This window comes from Brevundimonas diminuta 3F5N, assembly GCF_900163625.1.
GTDB classification, from domain to species: domain Bacteria; phylum Pseudomonadota; class Alphaproteobacteria; order Caulobacterales; family Caulobacteraceae; genus Brevundimonas; species Brevundimonas diminuta_A.
Window position 1 is genome coordinate 1 of sequence record NZ_FUIE01000057.1, and the last position, 21,936, is coordinate 21,936.

The window sequence follows — 21,936 nt, forward strand, 5'->3', positions numbered from 1 at the left end:
TCCTTCTCCCCTTGAGGGAGAAGGTGGCAGGCGGAGCCTGACGGATGAGGGGTGTCGGCGCGATGGCAGACCATTGGCGACTTCGCGTAGTGCAGGTTTCGGATAGGGCACGCTCACACCCCTCATCCGTCAGGCTCCGCCTGCCACCTTCTCCCTCAAGGGGAGAAGGGTTTGGACGGCGCGCTCAAGCCCTCTCCCGCCGCGAGAGCATTCCCAGCCCCCGCTCCAGCGCCTTCCTGAAAACGGTCGGCAGGGCCTTCGCCGCCTCATCGACCGAGGTCCAGAGGAAGTCGCCGCCCTGCCCCTCCGTTACATGCACATCCAGCGTCAGGCTGAAGTGGGTGAAGACGTGCTCGACGGATCCGGCCGCTCGCCAGTCGCCTTCCATCGGCGGAGCGAACTCTGGCGACGCGCCCCAATCCGAGGTCGGCAGGCCCGCCATGCCGCCCAGCAGCCCCTTGTCCGGCCGCCGCACCAGGGCGACGCGCCCCGCCTCATCGGTCAGCACATAGGCGTGGCCGCGCCGATGCGGCCGCTCGGCCTTCTTCGTCTTCAACGGATAGCGTTCGGGCGCCCCCGTCTTCAGCGCCTCGCAGCCGAAGGTCAAAGGACACTGGTCGCACAGCGGCGACCGGGGCCGACAGACGCCAGAGCCGAGGTCCATCAGCGCCTGCGCCCAGTCGCCGGGCCTGTGGTCGTCGACGAACAGGGCGGCCAGGCGGCGCAGTTCAGGCCGGGCGGCGGGCAGAGGCGTTTCGACCGCGAACAGGCGGCTCATCACCCGCTCGACATTGCCGTCGACGACGTTGGCCGGCCGGTCGAAGGCGATGGCGGCGACGGCGGCGGCGGTATAGGCGCCCACCCCCGGCAGGGCCAGCAGCTCGGCCTCGGTCTGCGGGAAGACCCCGCCGTGCTCGGCCGCCACAGCGCGGGCGCAGGCCAGCAGATTGCGCGCCCTGGCGTAGTAGCCCAGCCCCGCCCAGGCGGCCATCAGCTCGGCGTCCTCGACCGCCGCCAGGTCGCCGACCGTCGGCCAGCGCGTTGTGAACCGTTCGAAATAGGGCGCCGCGTGCGGCACCGTGGTCTGCTGCAGCATCACCTCAGACAGCCAGACGCGATAGGGCTCGGTCTTCGCCTTCGCCCTCGGCGGCGCGCGCCACGGCAGGCTGCGCGCATGGGCGTCATACCAATCGAGCAAGGCGGCGCGGAGAGAGGGGACGTCGGGCATGGGTCAGGCTATATAGGACGAATGCGTCGTCCCCTGCCCACCGAAAGCGAAGCGCGCGAAATCCTGGCACGACGCCGGACGCGCCCGCAGCTGCGCCCGCCGCCCCCGGCGGGGCGGTCGCTGGCGCCGCTGATCAAGAAGCTGGACGCCCAGTTCGGGCGCGGCGCCTCGGCGCTGGAGCCGCGCTGGGTCGAGATCGTGGGCGAGCGTCTGGCCCGCGTCACCCGCCCGCAGAAGCTGACCAAGGGGCGCGGCAATGCAGGCGGAACGCTGGAGCTGCGCGTCGCCGGTCCCGCCGCCCTGCTGGTCCAGCATCAGTCGGCCGACATCATCCAGCGCGTGAACCTGTTCCTGGGCGCAGGCTCCGTCGAGAAGCTGCGCATCGCCCAGGGGCCGGTGAAGCCCCTGCCTGTCGCCGGCGCCAAGTCCCGCCCGCGTGGTCGCGCGGTCCTGCCGCCCCTGCCCGCTGCGACGGAAGCCGAACTGAAGGCCTCGGTCGAGGCGGCGCCGGACGGACTGAAGGCGGCGCTGAACAAGCTGGGCCGCGCCGTGCTGTCGCAGCCGCCGCGCGACGAGGGGCGTTGACAAACCTTCGCCATCAGCGTTCTCGACAGTCAGACGATTTCGCCTGGGCGCGCGAATCGCGCGACGTTTCTGAATCTCATTTCTGACAAGGACCAGCCGATGGCCCCGATCTACAAATACGCCGCCATGAGCCGCCGTGCGGCCCTGTCCGCCGCCGCCCTGGCCTCAATGGCCGTGCTGGCGGGCTGCTCGGGCGGCGGCGCCGGCAGCGGCGAGGTCGCGGGCGACATGGCCAAGGGCGCGCCCGAGGGCGCCAAGGTCACGGTCGTGGAATACGCCTCCGTCACCTGCGGCCACTGCGCCACCTGGAATGAGGAAGTCTGGCCCGAGTTCAAGACGAAGTATGTCGACAACAACAAGGTCCGCTTCGTCTTCCGCGAATTCCCGACCCCGCCGCAGGACATCGCCGTCGCCGGCTTCCTGATCGCCCGCTGCGCCGGGCCGGACAAGTATTTCGACGTGGTCCACGACATCATGGCCAGCCAGAAGGAATGGCTGGCGGGCGTCCAGCCCCGCACGACCCTGTTCCGCGCCGGCCAGGCGGCGGGCCTCAGCGAGCAGCAGATCAACGACTGCATCCGCGACAAGGCCGCCATCGAGGCCATGGAGAAGCGCATCCAGGCCGGCATCAGCGCCGGCGTGACCGGCACGCCCTACTTCACCGTCAACGGCGTGAAGGTGGCCGACAGCTCGCTCTCGGGCCTGTCCGAAGCCATCGACGCCGAGCTGGCGAAGTAAGCCGATGCTGCGGTCGCGCCTGACTCTCAAAGCCCTGTTAGGCGCAGCCGCCCTGGCGGCGGTCGCCGTCGCCAGCCCTTCGGCGGCGCTCGATCCGGCCGTAACGCGCGCCTCTGCGACGGCGGCCGTGCCCGCCGTCACGGCGGCCGACCGCGTGCTCGGCCGGGCCGACGCCCCGGTGACGGTGATCGAGTACGCCTCCTTCACCTGCAACCACTGTGCGCATTGGACCAACGACGTCCTGCCGCAGTTCAAGGCGCGCTACATCGACACGGGCAAGGTGCGCCTGGTGTTCCGCGACATGCCCACGCCCCCGGCCCAGATCGCGGCGACGGCGGCGGGCATAGCGCGCTGCGCCGCCCCGAACCGCTTCTTCGACGTGGCTCACAGCCTGATGAGCGGCCAGGCCGCCGCCTTTGAAAGAGGCGACGCCCGCGACTGGTTCGCCGCCGCCATCGCCACCAGCGGCCGCAGCCAGGAGCAGATCGAAGCCTGCATGAAGAACCCCGCGACCAGCCAGGCTCTTCAGGCCGAGGTCGACGGCGCCGTGGCGGCAGGGGTGACGGGCACGCCGTCCTTCTTCGTCAACGGCAGGCGGGTCAGCGACCATTCGCTGGAAGCCCTGTCGGCGGCCATCGACCCGCTGATCCGGGCGCGCTGATCGAGACGCGATGCAGTTCCAGCGCCTCCGGCTCGTCGGCTTCAAATCCTTCGTCGACCCGGCCGAGGTGCAGATCGAGGCCGGACTGACCGGCATCGTCGGGCCGAACGGTTGCGGCAAGTCGAACGTGCTGGAAAGCCTGCGCTGGGTCATGGGCGCCAACTCGGCCAAGGCCATGCGCGGTCAGGGCATGGAGGATGTGATCTTCGCGGGCGCCGCGGGCCGCCCGCCGCGCAACCACGCCGAAGTCCAGCTGACCATCGACAACGCCCAGAAGCGCGCGCCCCAGCCCTTTACCGACAGCCCCATGCTGGAAGTCTCGCGCCGGATCGAGCGCGGGCGCGGCTCGACCTATCGCATCAACGGCAAGGAGGTGCGGGCGCGCGACGTGCAGTTGCTGTTCGCTGACGCCTCGACCGGCGCCAACAGCCCGGCCCTGGTGCGTCAGGGCCAGATCAGCGAACTGATCGCCGCCAAGCCTCAGAACCGTCGCCGCATCCTCGAAGAAGCCGGGGGCGTGGCGGGCCTGCACACCCGGCGCCATGAGGCGGAGCTACGGCTGCGAGCGGCTGAAACCAACCTCGACCGGCTGGACGACATCGGCAAGGAGCTGGAGTCGACGCTGAACAAGCTGAAGCGCGAGGCGCGTCAGGCGGAGAAGTACAAGAAGATCTCGGCCGAGATCCGCGCCCTGCAGGCGGCCTTGCTCTACGTCCGCTGGACGGACGCCAAGACGGCGGCCGAGACGGCGGCAGCTGAACTGCGCGAGGCCGACCGGCTGGTGGCCGAAACGACCACGGCGGCGGCGGCAGCGCAGACGGCGGCCCTGAACGCGCAGGAAGGCCTGAAGCCGGCGCGCGAGGAAGATGCGGTCGCCACCGCCCTGCTGAACCGCGCCATCATCGAGCGCGACCGGCTGGACATGGCCGAACAGGCCGCCCGTGCCGAGGTCGACCGCCTGAAGGCCGAGGTCGCCCGCATCGAGGCCGACCGCGTGCGCGAAGACGGCATGGCCGCCGACGCCGGGCGCGAGCTGGAACGGCTGGACCGCGAACTGGAAAAGCTGAAGGCCGAGATCGCCGCCGCCCCCGAGCGCGGCCCCGAACTGGAACGCGCCCTGCTGGAAGCCGAGGACGCGCGCAAGGCCGCCGACGCCGAGGTTGAGCGGCTGGCCGGGACGCTGGCCGCCGTCGAGGCCCGCGCCAACGCCGAAAGCGCGAGGAAGCGCGACGCCGAGGCCCGACTGGCGCGCGTGAAGGGTCAGCACGAACAGGCCCGCCGCGAACGCGAGGCCCTCGGCCCGCTGGAGACGCCCGAGATCGAAACCGCGCGCACGGCTCTGGAAACCGCTCAGGCCGAACTGGCCGCCGCGCGCGAAGCCGTTGAGGCCGCCGAGGCGAAACGCAGCGACATCGCCCGCGCCGAGCAGGACGCGCGCACCGCCGCCCGCGCCGCCGAGGACCGGCTGGGCCGTCTGCAGACCGAGGCGCGCGGGCTGGCGCAACTGCTGGTCACAGGCAAGCGCGAGCACCCTCCGGCGCTGGACAGGGTGTCGGCGGCCAAGGGGTATGAGGCCGCGCTGGCGGCGGCGCTGGGCGATGATCTGGACGCCGCGCTGGACGCCCGCGCTCCGGCGCACTGGGCAGGCGCCGAGGCCACGCCGCCGGACTGGCCGCAAGGGGTCGAGCCCCTGTCCGCCCATGTGACGGCGCCGGATCAACTGGCGGCGCGTCTGGCCTTCTGCGGCGTGGCCCCGCGCGAGCGGATCGCCGAACTGGCCCGCGCCCTGCCGCGCGGCGCGCGCCTGACCACGCTCGAGGGCGACCTCTATCGCTGGGACGGCTTCATCAGCCGCGCCGAGGCGCCCCGCCCCGCCGCCGTGCGTCTGGCCCAGCGCACCCGCCTGTCGGAGCTGGAAGCCGAGATCGACCTCGGCAAGCCTGCGCTGGAGACGGCGCAAGGCGCGCTGAAGGCCGCGGGCGAAGCCTTCCGCGCCGCCGAGGAAGAGGTGAAGGCCGCGCGCCTGCGCCCCTTCACCCTGGACAAGCAGGTCGTCTCCGCCCGCGACCGGCTGGAGTCCCTGATGCGCGATCAGGCCCGCAAGGAGGCCCGCGCCCAGTCGCTGGACGAGAGCGTCGCCCGGCTGGACGGCGAGGTGCAGGAGGCTGAAGCCGCCTTCGCCGAAGCCAGTTCGGTCGAGTCTTCCTCCGACGTCGTCGTCGGCCTGCGTCAGGAACTGACCGAGGCGCGCGGCGGCGCCGAACGCGCCCGTCTGGCGGCGCAGGCCGCCCGCTCGACCCGCGACGAGGAGGCCCGCGACCGCGCCATGCGGGAACAGCGGCTGGGCAGTCTGACCCGCGCCCGCGAGGGCTGGGTCACGCGATCCGGCGACAGCAGCGCCCGCCTCAAGACGCTGGAACGCGATGCGGAGAAGGCGCAAGGCGCCCTGACAAAAGCAGAGGCAGCCCCCGCCGGCTTCGCCGAGCAGCGCAACGCCCTGATGGACACTCTGGCCGAGGCCGAGAAGCGCAAGCAGGCGGCGACCGACGCCGTGGCCGTGACCGAAGCGGACGCGCAGGAGGCCGACCGCGCCGCGCGCGCCGCCGAGACCGCCGCCTCTCAGGCCCGCGAGAGCCGGGCGGGCCTGTCCGCCCGCGCCGAGGCCGCCGCCGAAAAACTGACCGAGAGCGCCGCCAACATCCGCGAGACGGCGCAGATGTCGCCCGAGGAGCTGGGCCGGAAGCTGACCGACGACGCCATCGCCCGCCCGCCCGACGCGGCGGGGGCCGAGAGCCTGCTCTACGGCCTTGAGCGCGAGCGCGAGGCGCTGGGCGCCGTCAACCTGCGCGCCGAGGAAGAGGCGGCCGAATACGGCGACCGGCTCAGCGCCATGAAGACCGAGCGCATCGACCTGACGCAGGCGATCGCGAAACTCAGGGACGGCATCGACGAACTGAACGCCGAGGGGCGCGAGCGGCTGATCGCCGCCTTCGACGTCATCAACACCAACTTCAAGACCCTGTTCGAGGCCCTGTTCGGCGGCGGTCAGGCCGAGCTGAAGCTGGTCGAGAGCGACGATCCGCTGGAGGCGGGGCTGGAGATCTACGCCTGCCCGCCCGGCAAGCGGCTGTCGGTGATGAGCCTGATGAGCGGCGGCGAGCAGGCCCTGACGGCGGCGGCGCTGATCTTCGGCGTCTTCCTGGCCAATCCGGCGCCGGTCTGCGTGCTGGACGAGGTGGACGCCCCGCTGGACGACGCCAATGTCGACCGCTTCTGCCGGATGCTGCACGAGATGCGCTCGCGCACCGACACCCGCTTCATCGTCATCACCCACAACCCGGTGACCATGAGCCGAATGGACCGCCTCTACGGCGTCACCATGCCCGAACGCGGCATGAGCCAGCTGGTCAGCGTCGACCTGGATCAGGCCGAAGAGATCGTGACGGCGTAGGGCGCGGCGCCTCTCCTCCCCATGAAATGGGGAGGTGGATCGGCGGCGCAGCAGCCGAGACGGAGGGGCCGCTTGATTCCGCTGTCGCAAGGCCCCTCCACCGCTGCGCGGTCCCCCTCCCCATGAAATGGGGAGGAAAAAGTCAGTGCTTCCTGCGCCGCATGGCTGTGCGCACGTCGCCCAGCGCCGGGCCGATCAGGAACCACGGCTCGACGCAGTAGCGGGTGAACAGCCGCTTCGGATCGGCGAACAGGCGGAACAGCCATTCGACGCCCAGGCGCCCCATCCAGCGGGGCGCGGCCTTCTGCACCCCGGCCTCATAGTCGAAGGCGGCGCCGACCGGCAGGATCGGAACCGCCGGCAGGGAGGCCAGGTTGTCCGCGATCCACAGTTCCTGACGCGGCATCCCCATGCCGACGAACAGCACGGTCGGGGCGAAGTCCTTGATCGCCGCCAACACCGCCGTATTGCCCAAAGACCCCGGCGTGGCGTCGAAATAGCCGCTGAGCCCCTTCACCATCGCGCCCGGATAGCGGACGGACAGCCGCCGCGCCGCCTCCTCGGCCACGCCGTCGGCCCCGCCGACATAGAGGATACGCCAGCCCTTGCGGTCGGCCAGGCTCCAGAAATGGTCGCGCCAATCCAGATAGGTGCAGCGGTGCTGCGGCCGCGCCGGATGGCCCAGCAGGCGAGCGAAATGGATCAGCGGCGTCGAGTCCAACTCGATCAGGTCGGCTGCGTCGTACAGGCGCCGCATCCCCGGCGTGCGCCGGATCAGATAGAGGCTGTGCAGGTTGTGGTTGGCGACGACGCTCTGCACGCCCGCCTCCACGCTGCGTTCGAGGTGCAGCAGCACCTCCTCCGGGCGCACCAGATCGACCGGCTCGCCCAGCAGGGTGATCCGTTCCTCGGGACGGCGCGTCTGACGAAACGGCGCACGGGCTTGTCGCCTCCGGTCAGGCGGAGGGCCGAAAGGATCGAAACCGTGAGGCGCGTGATACATGACGTCTGTCTAGCGCAGCCGTTTCAACGGCGGGTATGCGGACAGGGTTAACCGCCGCCGCCCGTTCGGTCATGTAAAAGGACGTCATCTTGCCCCTCGCCCTGCTGCTGACCGCCGCTCTCGCCGCCGCGCCCGCCCAGGAAACACCGACGATGGAGTTGGCCCTGACCGGCGTAGGGCGGTTCGCGGTCTTCGCGGATCGGGCGTCGATCGCGCCCGATGGCGACGGCGTGCGGATGCGATCGCTTCAGGTCAGCGAAGAAGACATGATGATCGGCGGCGTCGCCTATGTCGGCGGCTGGTCCTGGTGGCGGTTCGATTGCGCCGCGCGCACGGCGGATCGCCTCGACTTCGCCTCCCTGCGGGCTGACGGGACGGAGGGTCCGCGCACGGCCGAAACCGCCCCGCCCTATCCTATTGCTCCTGGCGGCGACGCAGATGAGCTGGCTGCTGCGGCCTGCAGTCCGATCACGCCATCGCCGACCGTTGGCAGCGCAGCGGAGGCCGTGCGCATCGGGCGAGCGCAGATGCTGGAAGACTAGACGTCTCGCTCTACGGGTCAGGAAGGTCGCCTGGCAGCAAAACGCCCGCCCTTCGATCGAAGAGCGGGCGTTTCATGTCTTGATCGCGTAGAGGCGTTACTTACGCGAAGTGCGGGCCGGCTTGCGGCCGCCCTGGCCCAGGCCCATCTGCTTGGCCAGTTCCGAACGCGCCTTGGCGTAGTTCGGGGCGACCATGGGATAGTCTTTCGGCAGACCCCATTTGGCGCGGTATTCTTCGGGGCTCATGTTGTATTTGGTGCGCAGGTGACGCTTCAGCGACTTGAACTTGCGGCCGTCTTCCAGGCAGATCAAGAAGTCAGGCGTAATCGACTTGCGAACCGGGACCGCCGGTTCCTGGGGCTCGGGCTCGGGCTCGACGGGAGCAACCGAAACACCCGACAGAGCGGCGTGGATCTGAGCGATCAGGCCCGGCACGGCGTCAGCCGAAACGGTGTTGTTGCTGACATAGGCCGACACGATGTCAGCGGTCATCTCGAGCAGTTCGGGTTTTTCTTCCATCTGCATCAGCCTCTTGCATGCCCCAATTTCAATCGACTGATCTGAATCGACCTGCCGTCGATCAGTTTCATACTTATGTTTTACATTGAAAGCAATGCAACGCTCGTTGCTCGCTCATGAGGCGAAATCAACGTCTGAATTCAGCCTCTACAGGCACGGCCATTTCAACGACCGAAGTTATCCGCCAGGGCGAGAGCCGCCGCACGCTCAGGCGCCGAGTATTCGTCGATCGCCTGGTCTTCCCCATCCCGGATCGCGCGCAACAAGGCCGGTGTCAGGGCCGATGACAGCGACCAGTTCCAGTAACGCAGCACTGTCTGAGCACGGTCGACCGCCAACATTTCATAGGTCAGCTGAACCCGATCCCAGTCGGGATGCACCGCGCCGTCAGCGGTCGTCTCGGGTCGACGCATGGATCGCCACAAGGCCAGAAGATTAGGCCGCGTCAGCCCCGTCGCCTTGCAAAGTATAGCCACGGGTTCTCCACCAGGGTCGCCCATGATCTTGGCGGCGGTCAGCGGTTTGACGCCGGACAGATACCCGATCTCACTGACCAGTTCGCGCGACAGACCCTGTGTCGCGGCGGCCGTCACGGCGGCTTCAAGATCAGTAAAGGGACTCTTCTCGATCGCTGCGCGGTTTCTCTGGCGCCGCTCGATGAACTGAAGGGCCTTGCGCGCCACAGGATCGTTCCAGCCTTCGGCGGCGGCCATGGCGAAGACATCCTCGACGCTGGTCTGCATCACTTCGCGCGAGACGGCGAAGCGTTGCAGGATAAGGCGTCGGTCGGCCGGCCCGCACCACCAGAACATGACATAGGCGCCGGAGGGCCGCATCTCGGGCCGCTTCAGCAGAGCCGCGCACAGGTCGCGCGACGAACGGCTGAGGGCGATCACGCCCTCGAGGCTGGTCTGGGTCAGACGCGCGGAAGGATTGGCCAGGACGGCGGCGATGACCGCTTCCTCGCCCCAGCTCAGAAGAGTGTCCGTCACAGCCTCGGACAGGTCGCGCCGCGCGGCCATCATCATGCGATGCTGGGTCGTGGCGTCTCGCGCGCAGCCGATCAGATCCGCGTCCGACAAAGCGGCGCAATCTTCCAGCAAGGGCGCCGCCACCTGAGGCTCGTCACGAATAAGCAGGCGTTTCAGCGCATCCGGCAACTCGCCCAGAGGCGCCAGCCGCAGGGACACGCGGCGGCGCTCCTCCAGCGGCGCCGGACGCAGGACATCGACCAGAAGATCGCCGGCCACCGCCCGCTCGAACGCATTGATCCGGCTGGCCGGCAGGCTGACGACATCGGCTAACCGGCGCAGCAGCACCTGCCGCGCCGTGCGGCTGCGAGGCGCATGCGCCTCTTCCAAACTGGCCTGGATCTCGCCCATGCCGGCAACCTAGAGCGTCAGCGGTTAACCAGCAGTGCAGTTGCGGCCGGAAGCGCCGTTACAGCCCTTCGAACAGGGCCGTCGACAGATAGCGCTCGGCGAAGCTGGGGATGATGGCCACAATGGTCTGGCCCGCATACTCATCCTGCGCCGCCAGACGGAAGGCCGCCGTCAGGGCCGCGCCCGAGCTGATGCCGACCGGGATGCCTTCCTCGCGCGCGGCGCGGCGGGCCATGTCGAAGGCGTCCTCGTTCGTGACCTGCTCCACGCCGTCGATGACGGCGCGATCCACCACCGCCGGAACGAAGCCCGCGCCGATGCCCTGAATCTTGTGCGGGCCGGGCGCGCCGCCCGACAACACGGGCGAGGCCGTCGGCTCGACCGCAATCATCTTCACCGAGGGCTTCTTCGCCTTCAGCGCGTGGCCGACGCCGGTAATGGTGCCGCCGGTGCCGACGCCGGACACCACCACGTCCACGGCCCCCGCCGTGTCGTTCCAGATCTCCTCGGCCGTCGTGGCTTCATGGATCGCGGGGTTGGCCAGGTTCTCGAACTGGGCCGGACTGACCGAGCCGGGGATTTCCGCCAGCAATTCCTCGGCGCGGGCGATGGCGCCCTTCATGCCCTTTTCGGCGGGCGTCAGCTCCAGCCGCGCGCCCAGCAGGGCCAGCATCTTGCGACGTTCGATCGACATGCTCTCGGGCATGACCAGGATCAGCTTATAGCCCTTGGACGCCGCGACGAAGGCCAGGGCGATGCCGGTGTTGCCGCTGGTCGGCTCGATCAGGGTCGCGCCCGGCTTGATCCGGCCCAACTGCTCCAGCGCCTCGACCATGGCCACTCCGATGCGGTCCTTGACCGAAGCGATCGGGTTGAAGAACTCCAGCTTGGCCAGCACCGTGGCCTTGGGCTTCAGCGCCGCCGTCAGATTGGGCAGCCGCACCAGGGGGGTGTCGCCGATGGTGTCGACGATGCTGTCATAGACGCGGCCTCGGCCCGCCTTCTTGTGGCGGCTGGCGTCATAGGCGGCTTGAGAAGCGTCGGACATGGGAAGGTCTCCGTGCGGCGGTGTCGGCTCAACAGATAAGTCTTATACGCCGTGAGCAAAGCAGGCCCGCGCAGGAATTCTGACGCAGGCTTTAGACGATCTCATCGCGCCAGGGCGCGGCGGGCGGGATCGAAGTGCAGGACTTCGCGGATCGAGATCAGGGTCTTGAAGGCCCGCACGCGCGCGTCGTCGTTCAGCATTTCGCGCGTGAAGACCTCATAGGCCTCCATCGTCGGCACCACGACATAGAGGATCAGGTCGGTGTCCCCCGTCACATACCAGGCGGCCTGAACCTCGGGCCGGGCGGTCAGCTTGTCGATCAGGGCGTCCAGGACGGCCGTCCCCTCGCGCTCCATCTCGACCAGGACGTGCATGGTCAGGGCGCGGCCCAGCCGGGCCGGATCGATCACGGAGACGTCGGCGATGATGACCCCTTCGTCACGCAAGCGCCGCAGCCGTCGGGACACCGCCGATTCCGACAGGCCGACCTTTTCCGCCAGCACCCGCGCGGGCTGAAGATTGTCGCGCCGCACCAGGGCCAGCAGTCGACGATCAAAGGAATCGAGATCGATGTTTTCTTGCATTTGATGCAAACATACGCCTGTTTCTTGCATCATGGCAGGTGAAATCAGCGAGAAATGCAGGCGGGTTTTGGCTAGGTTCCGCGCCATGTCCTCCCTGACGCTCGCCCTTCGTACACCGCGCATCGCGGCCATTTTGCCCTATCTCGCCCTGATCGGCGGGATGGTGTCCCTTTCGGCCGGCACCTCCTTCGCCAAGACGCTGTATCCCATGGTCGGACCGGCCGGCACGGCGGCCCTGCGCGTGGGCCTGTCGGCCATATTCCTCCTGATGGTCTTCCGCCCCTGGCGCAGCGCCTTCACCCGCAGCGACCTGCGCGCCCTGGCCATCTACGGCGGGGTCATGGGGTTGATGAACCTCAGCTTCTACATGGCGCTGAACACCATTCCACTGGGCGTGGCGCTGGCGATCGAGTTCATGGGGCCGTTGTCGGTCGCCCTGTTCAACTCGCGCCGCCTGATCCACTTCGCCTGGGTCGGCCTGGCGGTTCTAGGCCTGGGCCTGCTGTTGCCGCTGGACGGCGGCGTGGCGACGCTGGACCCGGTCGGTTGCGCCTATGCAGCGGCGGCGGCGGTGTTCTGGGCCGGCTACATCGTCTTCGGCAAGCGCGTCAGCCATCTGCCCAGCGGCGCCACGGTCGCCATCGGCATGTCGGTGGCGGCCATGACCGTCGTGCCGTTCGGCATCGCCGGCGCGGGTCTGGCCTTGTTCGATCCGAAGATCCTGGTCCTCGGCCTGGTGGTCGCCCTGGTCTCCAGCGCCCTGCCCTATACGCTGGACATGATCGCCCTGCGCCACATTCCCAAGCGCACCTTCGGCGTGGCGGTCAGCGGCGATCCGGCCATCGGCGCCCTGGCGGGCCTGTTCGTCCTGGGCGAGCACCTCAGCACCCTGCAATGGCTGGCCATCGCCGCCATCATCACCGCCTCGGTCGGCGCCGTGCTGACCTCGCCTTCTGATGAGGCGCAGCCACTGCAAGATCCGGCCGCCCCCGCCTGACGACAGACGCGTTTCGATGAAGTTCCTGCTGTCCCGGCTGCAACGGCCGATCCCGAACCTGATCGCCTGTCTGGTCTTCGGCGCCGTTCTGGCCCTGCTGATGCGGGCGGCCGTGAAGCTGTTGTTCTAATCCCTTAGAACTCGGTCCACTCTTCCGTCTCCGGACCGTTGACCATGCGCAGGCGGGCGCGCTGCGCCTCCAGCGCCGGCGGCGGGCCGCCGCGTCCCGACGGCTCCGGCCGCTTCAGTTCACGCACCACGCCGTCGTTCGCGCCCGTGCGGAACCGGCCGACCAGTTCGGCCAGATGCTCGGCCTCGGTCTTCAGATTGGCAGCCGCCGCCGTCGTCTGCTCGACCATGGCCGCGTTCTGCTGCGTGACCAGGTCCATCTGGTTCACCGCCTGATTGACCTGACCCAGACCCGAGGCCTGCTCCTGAGCCGAGGCGGCGATTTCAGCGACTAGGCCGTCCATCTCATTGACCTGTTCCGCAATCGTCTGCAGGGCGCGGCCGGTCTCGGCGACCAGCTCCACCCCTTGCGCCACCTCGGCGCCCGAGGCGGCGATCAGGGTCTTGATCTCCTTGGCGGCCTCGGCCGAACGCTGGGCCAGGGCCCGCACCTCGGAAGCGACCACGGCGAAGCCGCGCCCGCTGTCGCCCGCCCGCGCCGCTTCGACCCCCGCATTGAGGGCCAGCAGATTGGTCTGGAAGGCGATCTCGTCGATCACGCCGACGATGTCGCTGATCTCGGCCGAGCGGCGGCTGATGCCGTCCATGGCGGCGACCGCGCGGCGCATCACCTCGCCCGAGCGGCCTGCTTCGGCATGCGCCCTGGACGCGACCGACGCCGCCTGACGAGCCCCTTCAGCGCTGCGCTGAACGGTGGCTGTGATCTGATCCAGCGCCGCCGCCGTCTCTTCCAGCGAAGCCGCCTGCTGTTCGGTGCGGCGCGACAGGTCGTCCGACGCCTGGCTGATCCCGTCCGAGCCGCCGCGCAGCGTCGTCACCGCCGCCAACACCTGCTCCAGCGCCGCCCTGAGGCTGGACACCGCGCCGTTGAAGTCCGCCCTCACGGCTTGATGGGCGCCTTCCATCTCCTGTTCGATGGCGGCGCGCAGATCGCCGTCCGACAGGCGTGAAAGCTGTTCGGCCAGGGCGCCGACCAGACGGGCCTGCGCCGCCTCGGCCGCCATACGCGCCTGCTCCGCCCGCTGCGAAGCCTGTTCGGCCAGGGTGATGTCGACGGCCAGCTTGACCACCTTCAGCGGCCGCCCCGTCTCGTCCAGCACCGGATTGTAGGAAGCCTCCAGCCAGACCTCGCGCCCGCCCTTGGCCATGCGGCGGAACTTGCGGGCGACGAAGCGGCCCTCGTTCAATTCGCGCCAGAAGGCGGCGTAGTCAGACGTCGCCGCCTCGATCGGGTCCATGAACATCCGGTGATGCTGGCCCCGGATCTCATCCATGCCATAGCCCATGGTCTGAAGCAGATTATCGTTGGCGTCACGGATCGTGCCGTCCAGATCGAACTCGATCACCGCCTGGGATCGACCGATCGCCGCCATCCGGCGATCCAGTTCCTCGAGCCGCTGCAGATCAGCAGCCTGTTTTTGCCGACGACTTCCACTCAACATCCGAACCGCTCCCCTTCAGAATAACGGCGATGGATTAGTTACGTCTGCGGATAACAACGGCGCTTCAAAGGTTTCATCTTTATTACCCGCAATCATAAGTTGAAAAATTATGCCCGACTTCACCGCCCATTAACCATGATGAGGCATGTTCGCGGGGAACGGCTGCGCATCCGGCGGCCCAGGGGTCTTCTTTGCGCAATCTTGTCGCCGCCGTCGAAGCGATCGACCCGCTGGTCGTCACCGGCAAGGTGGCGGGCGTCAGCGGTCTGCTGATCGAGTCACGCGGCGGCCTGTCCCGTCTGGCTGTCGGCGCCCGCGCCGAGATCGAGCGGCGCGGCCAGCCGCCCCTGCCCGCCGAGGTCGTCGGCTTCCGCGAGGCCAAAGCCCTGCTGATGCCCTTCGGCCCGGTCGAGGGCGTGGCGCCCGGCGCCGACATCCGCATCATCAACGCCGCCGCCAGCGTGCGCCCGACGACCGCCTGGCTGGGCCGCATCATCGATTCCTTCGGCGAGCCGATCGACGGCCTGGGGCCGCTGACGCCGGGCCTTGTCCCCTATCCCCTGCGCGCGCCGCCGCCGCCCGCCCATTCGCGCGGCCGGGTGGGCGAACGGCTGGATCTGGGCGTGCGGGCGATGGATGTCTTCACCACCACCAGCCGGGGCCAGCGCCTGGGCATCTTCGCCGGTTCGGGCGTGGGCAAGTCGGTGCTGCTGTCCATGCTGGCGCGCCAGGCGACCTGTGATGTCGTGGTGGTCGGCCTGATCGGCGAGCGGGGCCGCGAGGTCCGCGAGTTCATTGAGGAGACTCTGGGCGAAGAAGGCCTGAAACGCGCCGTCGTCGTGGTCGCCACCAGTGACGAGCCCGCGCTGAAGCGGCGTCAGGCGGCCTATATGACCATGGCCGTGGCCGAGTTCTTCCGCGATCAGGGGCTGGAGGTGCTGTGCCTGATGGACAGCGTCACCCGCTTCGCCATGGCCCAGCGTGAGATCGGCCTGGCGGCGGGCGAACCGCCGACGACCAAGGGCTACACCCCCACCGCCTTCACCGAACTGCCCAAGTTGCTGGAGCGCGCCGGGCCGGGACCGATCCGGCCGGACGGGACCGAGGCGGGGCCGATCACCGCCCTGTTCACCGTGCTGGTGGACGGGGGCGACCATGACGAGCCGATCGCCGACGCCGTACGCGGTATTCTGGACGGCCACATCGTCATGGACCGCAAGATCGCGGAGCGCGGCCGCTTCCCCGCCATCGACGTGCTGAAATCCGTCAGCCGCACCATGCCCGGCAACCAGTCCCCGCCCGAGCGCGAACTGAACCGCCGCGCGCGCCAGTGCCTGAGCGCCTATTCCAACATGGAAGAGCTGATCCGCATCGGCGCCTATCGCACCGGGGCCGACCCCATCGTCGACCGCGCCATCGCCCTGAATCCGGCCCTGGAAGGCTTCTTGACCCAGGACAAGGACGACGTGACGCGGCTGGCCGACAGTTTCGACAGACTTGAAACCATCCTGAACCAGGGCATGGTGGACCAATGATCGCGAGAGACGACGCATGACGGCCTGGGCCCAATCCCTGATCCGCATCTCCAACTATGAGGTCGAGACGCTGCAGAAGCGCCTGGCCGAGATCAGCGCCCGCAAGGCCGAGGCCGAGGTGCGCGTCGCCGTGCTGGACGCCGAGGCCGAGATCGAACGTGAAAATGCGCGCCATGACCCGTCCTCCGGCATGATGCTGCAGGCCTATCTCAACGGCTGGAAACAGCGCCGCGCCGACGCCGAGGCCGAGGTCGCCGCCGTCGCCGCCGAAGAGGACGGCGCTCGCGACGCCCTGACCGGCGCCTTCGAGGAACTGAAGAAGTTCGAGCATGTCGCCGAGACCACCCGGCTGAACAAGCTGATGGCCGCCGCCAAGCGCGAGGCCGCCGCCTATGACGAAATGGGCCTGCGCCGCCGTGGCTGAGACAGCCGCAGCTTGTCCCTCCGCTTCACGGGAGGGAGAGGCGTCATGATCGACCGTCGCGCCCTGCTGGCCTCGACCCTCGCGCTCGCGTCATGCGGCGCGGGCGAGGCGCCGCCATCCGCCCCGACCGGCCCCATCCGCGCGCTGAAAGCCATCGCCCCCTTCCCCGTCGGCACTGTCGCCATGTCCGGCCAGTTGTCGGATCAGGCCTGGTTCCAGCTGGTCTCCACCCACTTCTCCCAGCTCACGCCCGAGTGGGAGATGAAGATGGAGTACATCCTCCAGGACGACGGCTCCCTGCGCTTCGACGCGCCCGACCGCATCGCCTATTTCGCGCGTGATCTGGGCGTCCGCCTCTTCGGCCACGCCCTGATCTGGTACGCGCAGGACCACCCGTGGTTCACCGCCATCGTCGATGACCGGGCGCGCTTCATCGCCGAGCATGACCGCTATATCGCCGAGGTGGCCGGGCGCTGGCGCAGCCAAATCGTCGGCTGGGACGTGGTCAACGAGCCGGTCGAGGATGACGGAAGCGGCTATCGCGACTGCGTCTGGAGCCGGGGTCTGGGCGGGATCGACGCCTATATCATCCGCGCCTTCGAACAGGCCCGCATCGCCGCGCCCGAGGCGGCCCTGTTCCTGAACGACTACAACCTCGAAAACACGCCCAAGAAAGGCGCGGCCTTCCTGCGCCTGGTCGAGCGGCTGCTGAAGGCGGGCGCCCCGGTGCAGGGCATCGGCATCCAGTCCCACCTCGACATCGAAATCCCCAAGGGCCAGATCGCAGGCTTCATGCATGAAGCCCGCCAGTTCGGCTTGCCGATCCATGTCTCTGAACTGGACGCCTCCATGGTTCGCGGCGGGCGCCTGCCTGACCTGCGCTCCCGCGCCCAGCGCCGCGAGCAGCAGACGGCGCGCGTGGCGGAACTGGCCGAGGCCTTCATGGACCTGCCGCCCGCCCAGCGGTTCGCCTTCACCGTCTGGGGCGTGCGCGACAGCGACTCCTGGCTGCGTCGCGGCGAGAACGATGACGGCCGGGACAGTCCCCTGCTGTTCAACGATGAGGGTCGGCCGAACCCGCTGTTCGGCGTCCTGTCCGGCGCCTTCGACGCCTGACGACAGCCCGCGACAAGAAAAAGGGGCCGCGAGACCCAGGTCCCGCAACCCCTATCTGTCTGCGTCGATGAACGCCCCTCCCCTTAAGGAGAAGGCGTCGTCTACAGGCTGATCGGGTTGATCACCCGGACCGGCTGGCCCGTTTCCAGACCCAGTTCGGCATAGGTCCAGCTGACCGTCACGCCTTCGGGCACGAGCGCGCGGCACATGTCGGGCGTGCGGCGCACCAGCGTCAGCTCAGCCGGATCAGAGTCCTTGATCTGCACTTCGAAGCTCGACGCCTCGGTGCATCCGTTGGACCCGACGACGACATTCAGGCGCTGCCCGTCGAAGTCGACGCGGCGCACCGCCTCCACGGCTTCGGTCTTGACCGTATCGCGATCCGTAATGACCGAGACCTTCTCGCCGCCCTCATTGGAATAGATGACGCACCCGCCCAGCAAGGGCAGCAGGACGCCGACGGCCAGCAGAGCGCCGCGCATCAGGCGCCTTCCGCCGGCGGCGTATGAATGACGCGCGTGGTCGGCTTCTCAGTGGCGATGATGATGCAACCCGACAGAGCCGGCGCGGCGACGGCCGCCAAGGCCAGGGCGATGATGATGCGGCGCATGAGACGCGTCCCTTTTCTTTAACTTGGCCGGACCCTGCCAGCGCCCGGTCGCAGGGTCATGTGAATAATCAGCAAGGATCGCCGCCCATCACGCGGCGGTCGCCGTCTCCTGCAGATCGATCCAGGCCGCGCCGTGGGTCAGGGCGTCGGCCTCAGGCTGAGGCCGACCCAGCAGGTAGCCCTGCACCTCATTGCAGCCCTGGGCGCGCAGGAAGGCCAACTGCTCTGCGGTCTCGACGCCTTCGGCCAGCACCGGGATCGACAGGCTTTCGCCGATGGTCAGGACAGCGCGGATGATGGCCCGCGACTGCGGCGCCTCGCCGTCCAGTTCGGTCATGAAGGAGCGATCCAGCTTGATCTTGTCGAAGGGGAAGGCCTTCAGCGTCGACAGCGAGGAATAGCCCGTGCCGAAGTCGTCCATTGCGATGCTCACGCCCAGCGCCTTCAGCTGGCGCAGCACATGGGTGGTGCGCGCCATGTCGGTGATCATGGCCGTTTCGGTGATCTCCAGCTCCAGGCGTGACGGCGACAGGCCGGTCTCCAGCAGGATCTGATGCACCAGACGGGGCAGATCGACGTGGCTCAACTGGACCGGCGACAGGTTGACCGCGATGCGATGCGGCTCGTCCCAGGCGGCGGCCTGGCGGCAGGCCTGGCGCAGAACCCATTCGCCGATCGGCAGGATCAGGCCGTTCTCCTCGGCCACGGGAATGAAGTCGGCCGGCGAGATGTAGCGGCCTTCATCGTTCTTCCAGCGCAGCAGGACTTCATAGCCGGTGGCCTTGCCGGTGCTGACCGAAGCCTGGACCTGATAGTGCAGCTCGAACCGCTCGTTTTCGAGCGCTTCACGCAAGGCCTGGGTCACACGACGGCGGGCGCGGACCGCCTGGTCCATGTCCGCCTCATAGAAGCAGACGTCCTGGGTCAGCGACGCCTTGGCCCGGTACATGGCCAGGTCGGCGTTGTTGATCAGAGTCGACACGTCATGGGCGTCTTCCGGCCACAGCGACACGCCGATGCTGGCACCGCACGACACGTCGGCATGGTCGAGAGTCACGGTCTGAACAACGGCCTGACGCAGGCGCTCCGCCACCGCGCGAGCTTCATCGCGGGTCGCCACCGAGGCCAGGGCCAGGAATTCGTCCCCGCCCTGACGCGCGATGAATTCGCCTTCTCGCAGAACGCCCTTCATACGCTCGGCGATGATGCACAGAAGCTGGTCGCCGACCGCGTGGCCGTACAGGTCGTTGACCTCCTTGAACCGATCCAGGTCCAGGGCGAACAGAGCCAGGGTCTCGCCCTCGGCCGCCGTCTGCTTCTGGCGCGTCAACCGCTCCAGGAAGGAGGCGCGGTTGGGCAGGCCGGTCAGGCTGTCGTTGCGGGCCAGGTGCGCGATGCGGCGTTCCTGGGCCATGCGGGCGCGCAGGTCGCGCACGGCGTAGATCATGGTGCGGCCGCGCGCCGTCAGGTCGCGGCGGGCCGACAGTTCGACGGGAATCTCTTCGCCGCCGGCTATCAGTATGGTCTGGGTCACAGCGCCGTCGTCGAGACGGTGGGCGTCCTGCACCCAGTCCCCCAGGTCGGCGCCGATCAGGCTGTCGCGGTCGGTTCCGGCCAGCTCGGCTAGGACTTCGTTGACGGCCACGATGACGCCGTCGCGCTCGATCGCCATGCCGTCGACGCCGGTCTCGAGCAGATACTGCAGACGCTCGCGGTTCAGCGCCAGGGCTTCCCGATCCAGGGCGTGGCTGGCGGCGCCGGCGCCTAGCACCAGCAGGCCGACGCCGGCGACGCCCAGCGCCAGAACATGGCGCGCGTCCTCGCCGGTCAGCATCCCATCCAGCGGTCCCAGCGGGATGACGGTCATCGCCGCCATGGCCGTGAAATGCAGGCAGACGATGCCCAGCACCATGGCCGCCCCGCCCTTCAGCCGCGCGAAACGATCGTCAGCCGACGCCAGACGGAAGGCCAGGGCGCCGAAAACCACCGAACCGACGATGGAGACCGCCAGATAGACGGCCGACCAATGGACCACGCCCTCGACCGACAGGGCGGCCATGCCGACGAAGTGCATCCCGGCCACAGCCATGCCGAACAGGGAGCCGCCCGCCTCGACGGCGAAACGGCGGCGCATGGAGGCCGTCGCCAGGGCCAGGCCGACGCCCAGGATCGCCACCGCCAGGGAGACGCCCGTCAACATCGGCTCATAGGCCGTCTCGACGCCCGGTCGATAGGCGATCATGGCCACGAAATGGGTGCACCAGATCGTCGCCCCGCCCGCGACGGCCCCCAGGAACAGCCACGAAAGGCGCGACAGCCCTCCGTTTTCCCTGATCCGTCTCAACAACCCTGTGGTGATGAAGCTGCCCAGCAGGCAGATCAGGGCAGCCAGGGCGACGAGCCCCAGATGATGCTCGTCGGTCAGACAGGTCAGGACACGCATGGAAGACGCCGTGGAGGAAAGGAGTCCACAGTCCTAAAAGCCAAGGCGTTAACCCTGGCTGTCTCGATATGAATAATGAAGTTTGAAGAAAACGGCCCTTAAGCCGTCTAAGCCCTTACTGGCTGACGGCCACGGCCTCGCCGTCCATCATGTAAGGATTGTTGACCAGAACGTTGGCGCCGGGCGGAAGGCCCAGTTCCTGGAAGGTCCACTCCATCTGCACCCCGCCCTTGACCGGACGGCTGCAGCGATCCTCGTCCAGACGGCGCAGGGTGATGACCGCCGAGTCCTTGAGCTGGGTGATGAAGGGCTTCACGTCGCTCTTGTCGGTGCAGCCGTTCGAGCTGACGCGGAACACGGCCAGGTCGCGGGTGAAGGCGGCGGCGTGAATCGGCTCCAGCTGACCCGGCATCCCTTCCGTCCGCACCAGAGCGCCCGGCTTCGGGGCGCATCCGGTCAGGGCGGCGACAGACAGCGCCACGACGGCGCAGAAAGCGATCCGATATCTCATCTCGGCCTCCCGCGGCTCGATCCTGACAGCAAAAGGAACCATGCCTTGGTTTGGCCCAAAAGGGAACCGCCGCTGTGCCTCATTAAAAAAGAGGCCCCGGCGAGCCGGAGCCTCTTTCTTGTCTTGAACCGCAACCCGACGGATCGGGCGGGATCGTCGAACTTACGAGGAGTAGTATTCGACGACCAGGTTCGGCTCCATCTTCACCGGATAGGGCACGTCGGACAGTTCCGGCACGCGGCCGTAACGAACCGAGAAACCACGATCGCCCAGTTCCAGATAGTCAGGCAGGTCACGCTCGCTCGACTGCTGGGCTTCGAGCACCAGCGCCATGTTGCGCGACTTTTCCTTGACCTCGATGACCTGGCCCGGCTTGACGCGGTACGAACCGATGTCGACCTTCTTGCCGTCGACGGTCACGTGGCCGTGCGAGACGAACTGGCGAGCAGCCCAGACGGTCGGCACGAACTTGGCGCGGTAGACGATGGCGTCCAGACGCGATTCCAGCAGACCGATCAGGTTTTCCGAGGTGTTGCCCTTACGACGGGCGGCTTCAGCGTAGGTCGCCGCGAATTGCTTCTCGGTGATGTTGCCGTAGTAGCCCTTCAGCTTCTGCTTGGCCTTCAGCTGCAGACCAAAGTCCGAGACCTTGGACTTGCGGCGCTGGCCGTGCTGGCCGGGGCCGTAGGAACGCTTGTTGACGGGAGACTTGGCGCGACCCCACAGGTTTTCACCCATGGCCCGGTCGAGTTTGTACTTGGCGCTATGGCGCTTGGACATGTGTCACTCTTCATCATGATGCGGCCCGGCTGCTCCCCGATTGGAGCGGCGATCTCAACGGCGGTTCACGCATCGTCCGTAGTCAATTCGCGCCTCGGGCGGGACCCGATGCGAGAAGGGCGCGCTTATGAAGGCGGCGAGGCCAGGA

21 protein-coding genes are annotated in these 21,936 nt (G+C 68.3%); 9 read left to right on the forward strand and 12 right to left on the reverse strand.

Features of this window, described 5'->3' with window-relative positions:
* Window positions 1–184: 184 nt before the first annotated feature.
* Window positions 185–1,228: an A/G-specific adenine glycosylase gene (gene mutY, locus FM111_RS10765; protein WP_087140942.1), complete on the reverse strand. Its 1,044-nt coding sequence runs from the start codon at window positions 1,226–1,228 to the stop codon at window positions 185–187.
* 21 nt (window positions 1,229–1,249) lie between these two features.
* Between mutY and FM111_RS10770 the strand changes: the two genes are divergently transcribed.
* The 4 genes from FM111_RS10770 to smc all read left to right on the forward strand — a co-directional run bounded on the left by FM111_RS10770 (window position 1,250) and on the right by smc (window position 6,663).
* Window positions 1,250–1,813, forward strand: a complete 564-nt coding sequence (locus FM111_RS10770; RefSeq protein ID WP_087140943.1) for a DUF721 domain-containing protein — start codon at window positions 1,250–1,252, stop codon at window positions 1,811–1,813.
* A 99-nt stretch (window positions 1,814–1,912) separates the two neighbouring features.
* Complete coding sequence (locus FM111_RS10775; RefSeq protein WP_087140944.1) at window positions 1,913–2,551, forward strand: thioredoxin domain-containing protein; 639 nt, start codon at window positions 1,913–1,915, stop codon at window positions 2,549–2,551.
* Window positions 2,552–2,555: 4 nt separating this feature from the next.
* Entirely contained in the window at window positions 2,556–3,212 is a 657-nt protein-coding gene (locus FM111_RS10780) for a DsbA family protein (RefSeq protein ID WP_087140945.1), read from the forward strand.
* Between the two features lie 10 nt (window positions 3,213–3,222).
* Window positions 3,223–6,663, forward strand: a complete 3,441-nt coding sequence (smc, locus tag FM111_RS10785) for a chromosome segregation protein SMC (protein WP_087140946.1) — start codon at window positions 3,223–3,225, stop codon at window positions 6,661–6,663.
* 142 nt (window positions 6,664–6,805) lie between these two features.
* Here smc and FM111_RS10790 read toward each other — a convergent pair whose 3' ends face one another.
* Window positions 6,806–7,666, reverse strand: coding sequence for a WecB/TagA/CpsF family glycosyltransferase (locus FM111_RS10790; RefSeq protein ID WP_087140947.1), 861 nt, complete (start codon window positions 7,664–7,666; stop codon window positions 6,806–6,808).
* A gap of 89 nt (window positions 7,667–7,755) precedes the next feature.
* Between FM111_RS10790 and FM111_RS10795 the strand changes: the two genes are divergently transcribed.
* Complete coding sequence (locus tag FM111_RS10795) at window positions 7,756–8,208, forward strand: surface-adhesin E family protein (RefSeq protein WP_087140948.1); 453 nt, start codon at window positions 7,756–7,758, stop codon at window positions 8,206–8,208.
* Between the two features lie 96 nt (window positions 8,209–8,304).
* On the opposite strand, the gene FM111_RS10800 is transcribed toward FM111_RS10795, so the two are convergent.
* From FM111_RS10800 to FM111_RS10815, 4 genes are all read right to left on the reverse strand, one after another.
* Complete coding sequence (locus FM111_RS10800) at window positions 8,305–8,727, reverse strand: MucR family transcriptional regulator (RefSeq protein WP_087141050.1); 423 nt, start codon at window positions 8,725–8,727, stop codon at window positions 8,305–8,307.
* Window positions 8,728–8,891: 164 nt separating this feature from the next.
* Window positions 8,892–10,109, reverse strand: a complete 1,218-nt coding sequence (locus FM111_RS10805) for a DUF2336 domain-containing protein (protein WP_087140949.1) — start codon at window positions 10,107–10,109, stop codon at window positions 8,892–8,894.
* A 58-nt stretch (window positions 10,110–10,167) separates the two neighbouring features.
* Window positions 10,168–11,157 (reverse strand): cysteine synthase A, encoded by a 990-nt coding sequence (cysK, locus tag FM111_RS10810; protein ID WP_087140950.1) that lies wholly within the window; start codon window positions 11,155–11,157, stop codon window positions 10,168–10,170.
* Window positions 11,158–11,258: 101 nt separating this feature from the next.
* Window positions 11,259–11,741, reverse strand: coding sequence for an Lrp/AsnC family transcriptional regulator (locus tag FM111_RS10815; RefSeq protein ID WP_087140951.1), 483 nt, complete (start codon window positions 11,739–11,741; stop codon window positions 11,259–11,261).
* An 85-nt stretch (window positions 11,742–11,826) separates the two neighbouring features.
* Here FM111_RS10815 and FM111_RS10820 point away from each other — a divergent pair, with 85 nt between their 5' ends.
* Window positions 11,827–12,738, forward strand: coding sequence for an EamA family transporter (locus FM111_RS10820; protein WP_087140952.1), 912 nt, complete (start codon window positions 11,827–11,829; stop codon window positions 12,736–12,738).
* Between the two features lie 134 nt (window positions 12,739–12,872).
* Here the strand turns inward: FM111_RS10820 and FM111_RS10825 are convergent, their stop codons facing one another.
* Window positions 12,873–14,369, reverse strand: coding sequence for a methyl-accepting chemotaxis protein (locus FM111_RS10825; RefSeq protein ID WP_256968212.1), 1,497 nt, complete (start codon window positions 14,367–14,369; stop codon window positions 12,873–12,875).
* Window positions 14,370–14,560: 191 nt separating this feature from the next.
* On the opposite strand from FM111_RS10825, the gene fliI reads away from it, so the two are divergent.
* The 3 genes from fliI to FM111_RS10840 are packed head-to-tail and all read left to right on the forward strand — an operon-like array spanning window position 14,561 to window position 17,444.
* Window positions 14,561–15,904 carry a flagellar protein export ATPase FliI gene (gene fliI / locus FM111_RS10830; protein ID WP_087140954.1) on the forward strand — a complete coding sequence of 448 codons (1,344 nt, stop codon included), beginning with the start codon at window positions 14,561–14,563 and terminating at the stop codon, window positions 15,902–15,904.
* Between the two features lie 16 nt (window positions 15,905–15,920).
* Window positions 15,921–16,328: a flagellar export protein FliJ gene (locus FM111_RS10835; RefSeq protein ID WP_087140955.1), complete on the forward strand. Its 408-nt coding sequence runs from the start codon at window positions 15,921–15,923 to the stop codon at window positions 16,326–16,328.
* A 45-nt stretch (window positions 16,329–16,373) separates the two neighbouring features.
* On the forward strand, window positions 16,374–17,444 hold the full coding sequence (locus tag FM111_RS10840; protein WP_087140956.1) for an endo-1,4-beta-xylanase: 1,071 nt from the start codon (window positions 16,374–16,376) through the stop codon (window positions 17,442–17,444).
* A gap of 101 nt (window positions 17,445–17,545) precedes the next feature.
* On the opposite strand, the gene FM111_RS10845 is transcribed toward FM111_RS10840, so the two are convergent.
* From FM111_RS10845 to rpsD, 5 genes are all read right to left on the reverse strand, one after another.
* Window positions 17,546–17,926 carry a hypothetical protein gene (locus FM111_RS10845; RefSeq protein ID WP_087140957.1) on the reverse strand — a complete coding sequence of 127 codons (381 nt, stop codon included), beginning with the start codon at window positions 17,924–17,926 and terminating at the stop codon, window positions 17,546–17,548.
* Window positions 17,926–18,054 carry a hypothetical protein gene (locus FM111_RS16550; RefSeq protein ID WP_003163590.1) on the reverse strand — a complete coding sequence of 43 codons (129 nt, stop codon included), beginning with the start codon at window positions 18,052–18,054 and terminating at the stop codon, window positions 17,926–17,928. The genes FM111_RS10845 and FM111_RS16550 overlap by 1 nt, the downstream gene beginning before the upstream one ends.
* Before the next feature lie 88 nt (window positions 18,055–18,142).
* Window positions 18,143–20,497: a bifunctional diguanylate cyclase/phosphodiesterase gene (locus tag FM111_RS10850; protein ID WP_087140958.1), complete on the reverse strand. Its 2,355-nt coding sequence runs from the start codon at window positions 20,495–20,497 to the stop codon at window positions 18,143–18,145.
* Window positions 20,498–20,612: 115 nt separating this feature from the next.
* The gene (locus tag FM111_RS10855; protein ID WP_256968213.1) at window positions 20,613–21,008 is read right to left on the reverse strand and encodes a hypothetical protein; all 396 of its coding nucleotides are present in this window, start codon (window positions 21,006–21,008) and stop codon (window positions 20,613–20,615) included.
* Between the two features lie 162 nt (window positions 21,009–21,170).
* Window positions 21,171–21,788 (reverse strand): 30S ribosomal protein S4, encoded by a 618-nt coding sequence (gene rpsD, locus FM111_RS10860; RefSeq protein ID WP_003169687.1) that lies wholly within the window; start codon window positions 21,786–21,788, stop codon window positions 21,171–21,173.
* Between the last annotated feature and the right edge of the window lie 148 nt (window positions 21,789–21,936).

Bases quoted from the DNA above. Each gene is read 5' to 3' on its own strand.
- FM111_RS10815 (WP_087140951.1), bottom strand. From the start codon at position 11,741: ATGCAAGAAAACATCGATCTCGATTCCTTTGATCGTCGACTGCTGGCC.
- FM111_RS10780 (WP_087140945.1), top strand. From the start codon at position 2,556: ATGCTGCGGTCGCGCCTGACTCTCAAAGCCCTGTTAGGCGCAGCCGCC.
- FM111_RS10840 (WP_087140956.1), top strand. From the start codon at position 16,374: ATGATCGACCGTCGCGCCCTGCTGGCCTCGACCCTCGCGCTCGCGTCA.
- rpsD (WP_003169687.1), bottom strand. From the start codon at position 21,788: ATGTCCAAGCGCCATAGCGCCAAGTACAAACTCGACCGGGCCATGGGT.
- FM111_RS10825 (WP_256968212.1), bottom strand. From the start codon at position 14,369: ATGTTGAGTGGAAGTCGTCGGCAAAAACAGGCTGCTGATCTGCAGCGG.
- FM111_RS10820 (WP_087140952.1), top strand. From the start codon at position 11,827: ATGTCCTCCCTGACGCTCGCCCTTCGTACACCGCGCATCGCGGCCATT.
- smc (WP_087140946.1), top strand. From the start codon at position 3,223: ATGCAGTTCCAGCGCCTCCGGCTCGTCGGCTTCAAATCCTTCGTCGAC.
- FM111_RS10790 (WP_087140947.1), bottom strand. From the start codon at position 7,666: ATGTATCACGCGCCTCACGGTTTCGATCCTTTCGGCCCTCCGCCTGAC.
- FM111_RS16550 (WP_003163590.1), bottom strand. From the start codon at position 18,054: ATGCGCCGCATCATCATCGCCCTGGCCTTGGCGGCCGTCGCCGCGCCG.
- FM111_RS10775 (WP_087140944.1), top strand. From the start codon at position 1,913: ATGGCCCCGATCTACAAATACGCCGCCATGAGCCGCCGTGCGGCCCTG.
- mutY (WP_087140942.1), bottom strand. From the start codon at position 1,228: ATGCCCGACGTCCCCTCTCTCCGCGCCGCCTTGCTCGATTGGTATGAC.
- cysK (WP_087140950.1), bottom strand. From the start codon at position 11,157: ATGTCCGACGCTTCTCAAGCCGCCTATGACGCCAGCCGCCACAAGAAG.
- FM111_RS10805 (WP_087140949.1), bottom strand. From the start codon at position 10,109: ATGGGCGAGATCCAGGCCAGTTTGGAAGAGGCGCATGCGCCTCGCAGC.
- FM111_RS10845 (WP_087140957.1), bottom strand. From the start codon at position 17,926: ATGCGCGGCGCTCTGCTGGCCGTCGGCGTCCTGCTGCCCTTGCTGGGC.
- FM111_RS10855 (WP_256968213.1), bottom strand. From the start codon at position 21,008: ATGAGATATCGGATCGCTTTCTGCGCCGTCGTGGCGCTGTCTGTCGCC.
- FM111_RS10770 (WP_087140943.1), top strand. From the start codon at position 1,250: ATGCGTCGTCCCCTGCCCACCGAAAGCGAAGCGCGCGAAATCCTGGCA.
- FM111_RS10800 (WP_087141050.1), bottom strand. From the start codon at position 8,727: ATGGAAGAAAAACCCGAACTGCTCGAGATGACCGCTGACATCGTGTCG.
- FM111_RS10835 (WP_087140955.1), top strand. From the start codon at position 15,921: ATGACGGCCTGGGCCCAATCCCTGATCCGCATCTCCAACTATGAGGTC.
- FM111_RS10850 (WP_087140958.1), bottom strand. From the start codon at position 20,497: ATGCGTGTCCTGACCTGTCTGACCGACGAGCATCATCTGGGGCTCGTC.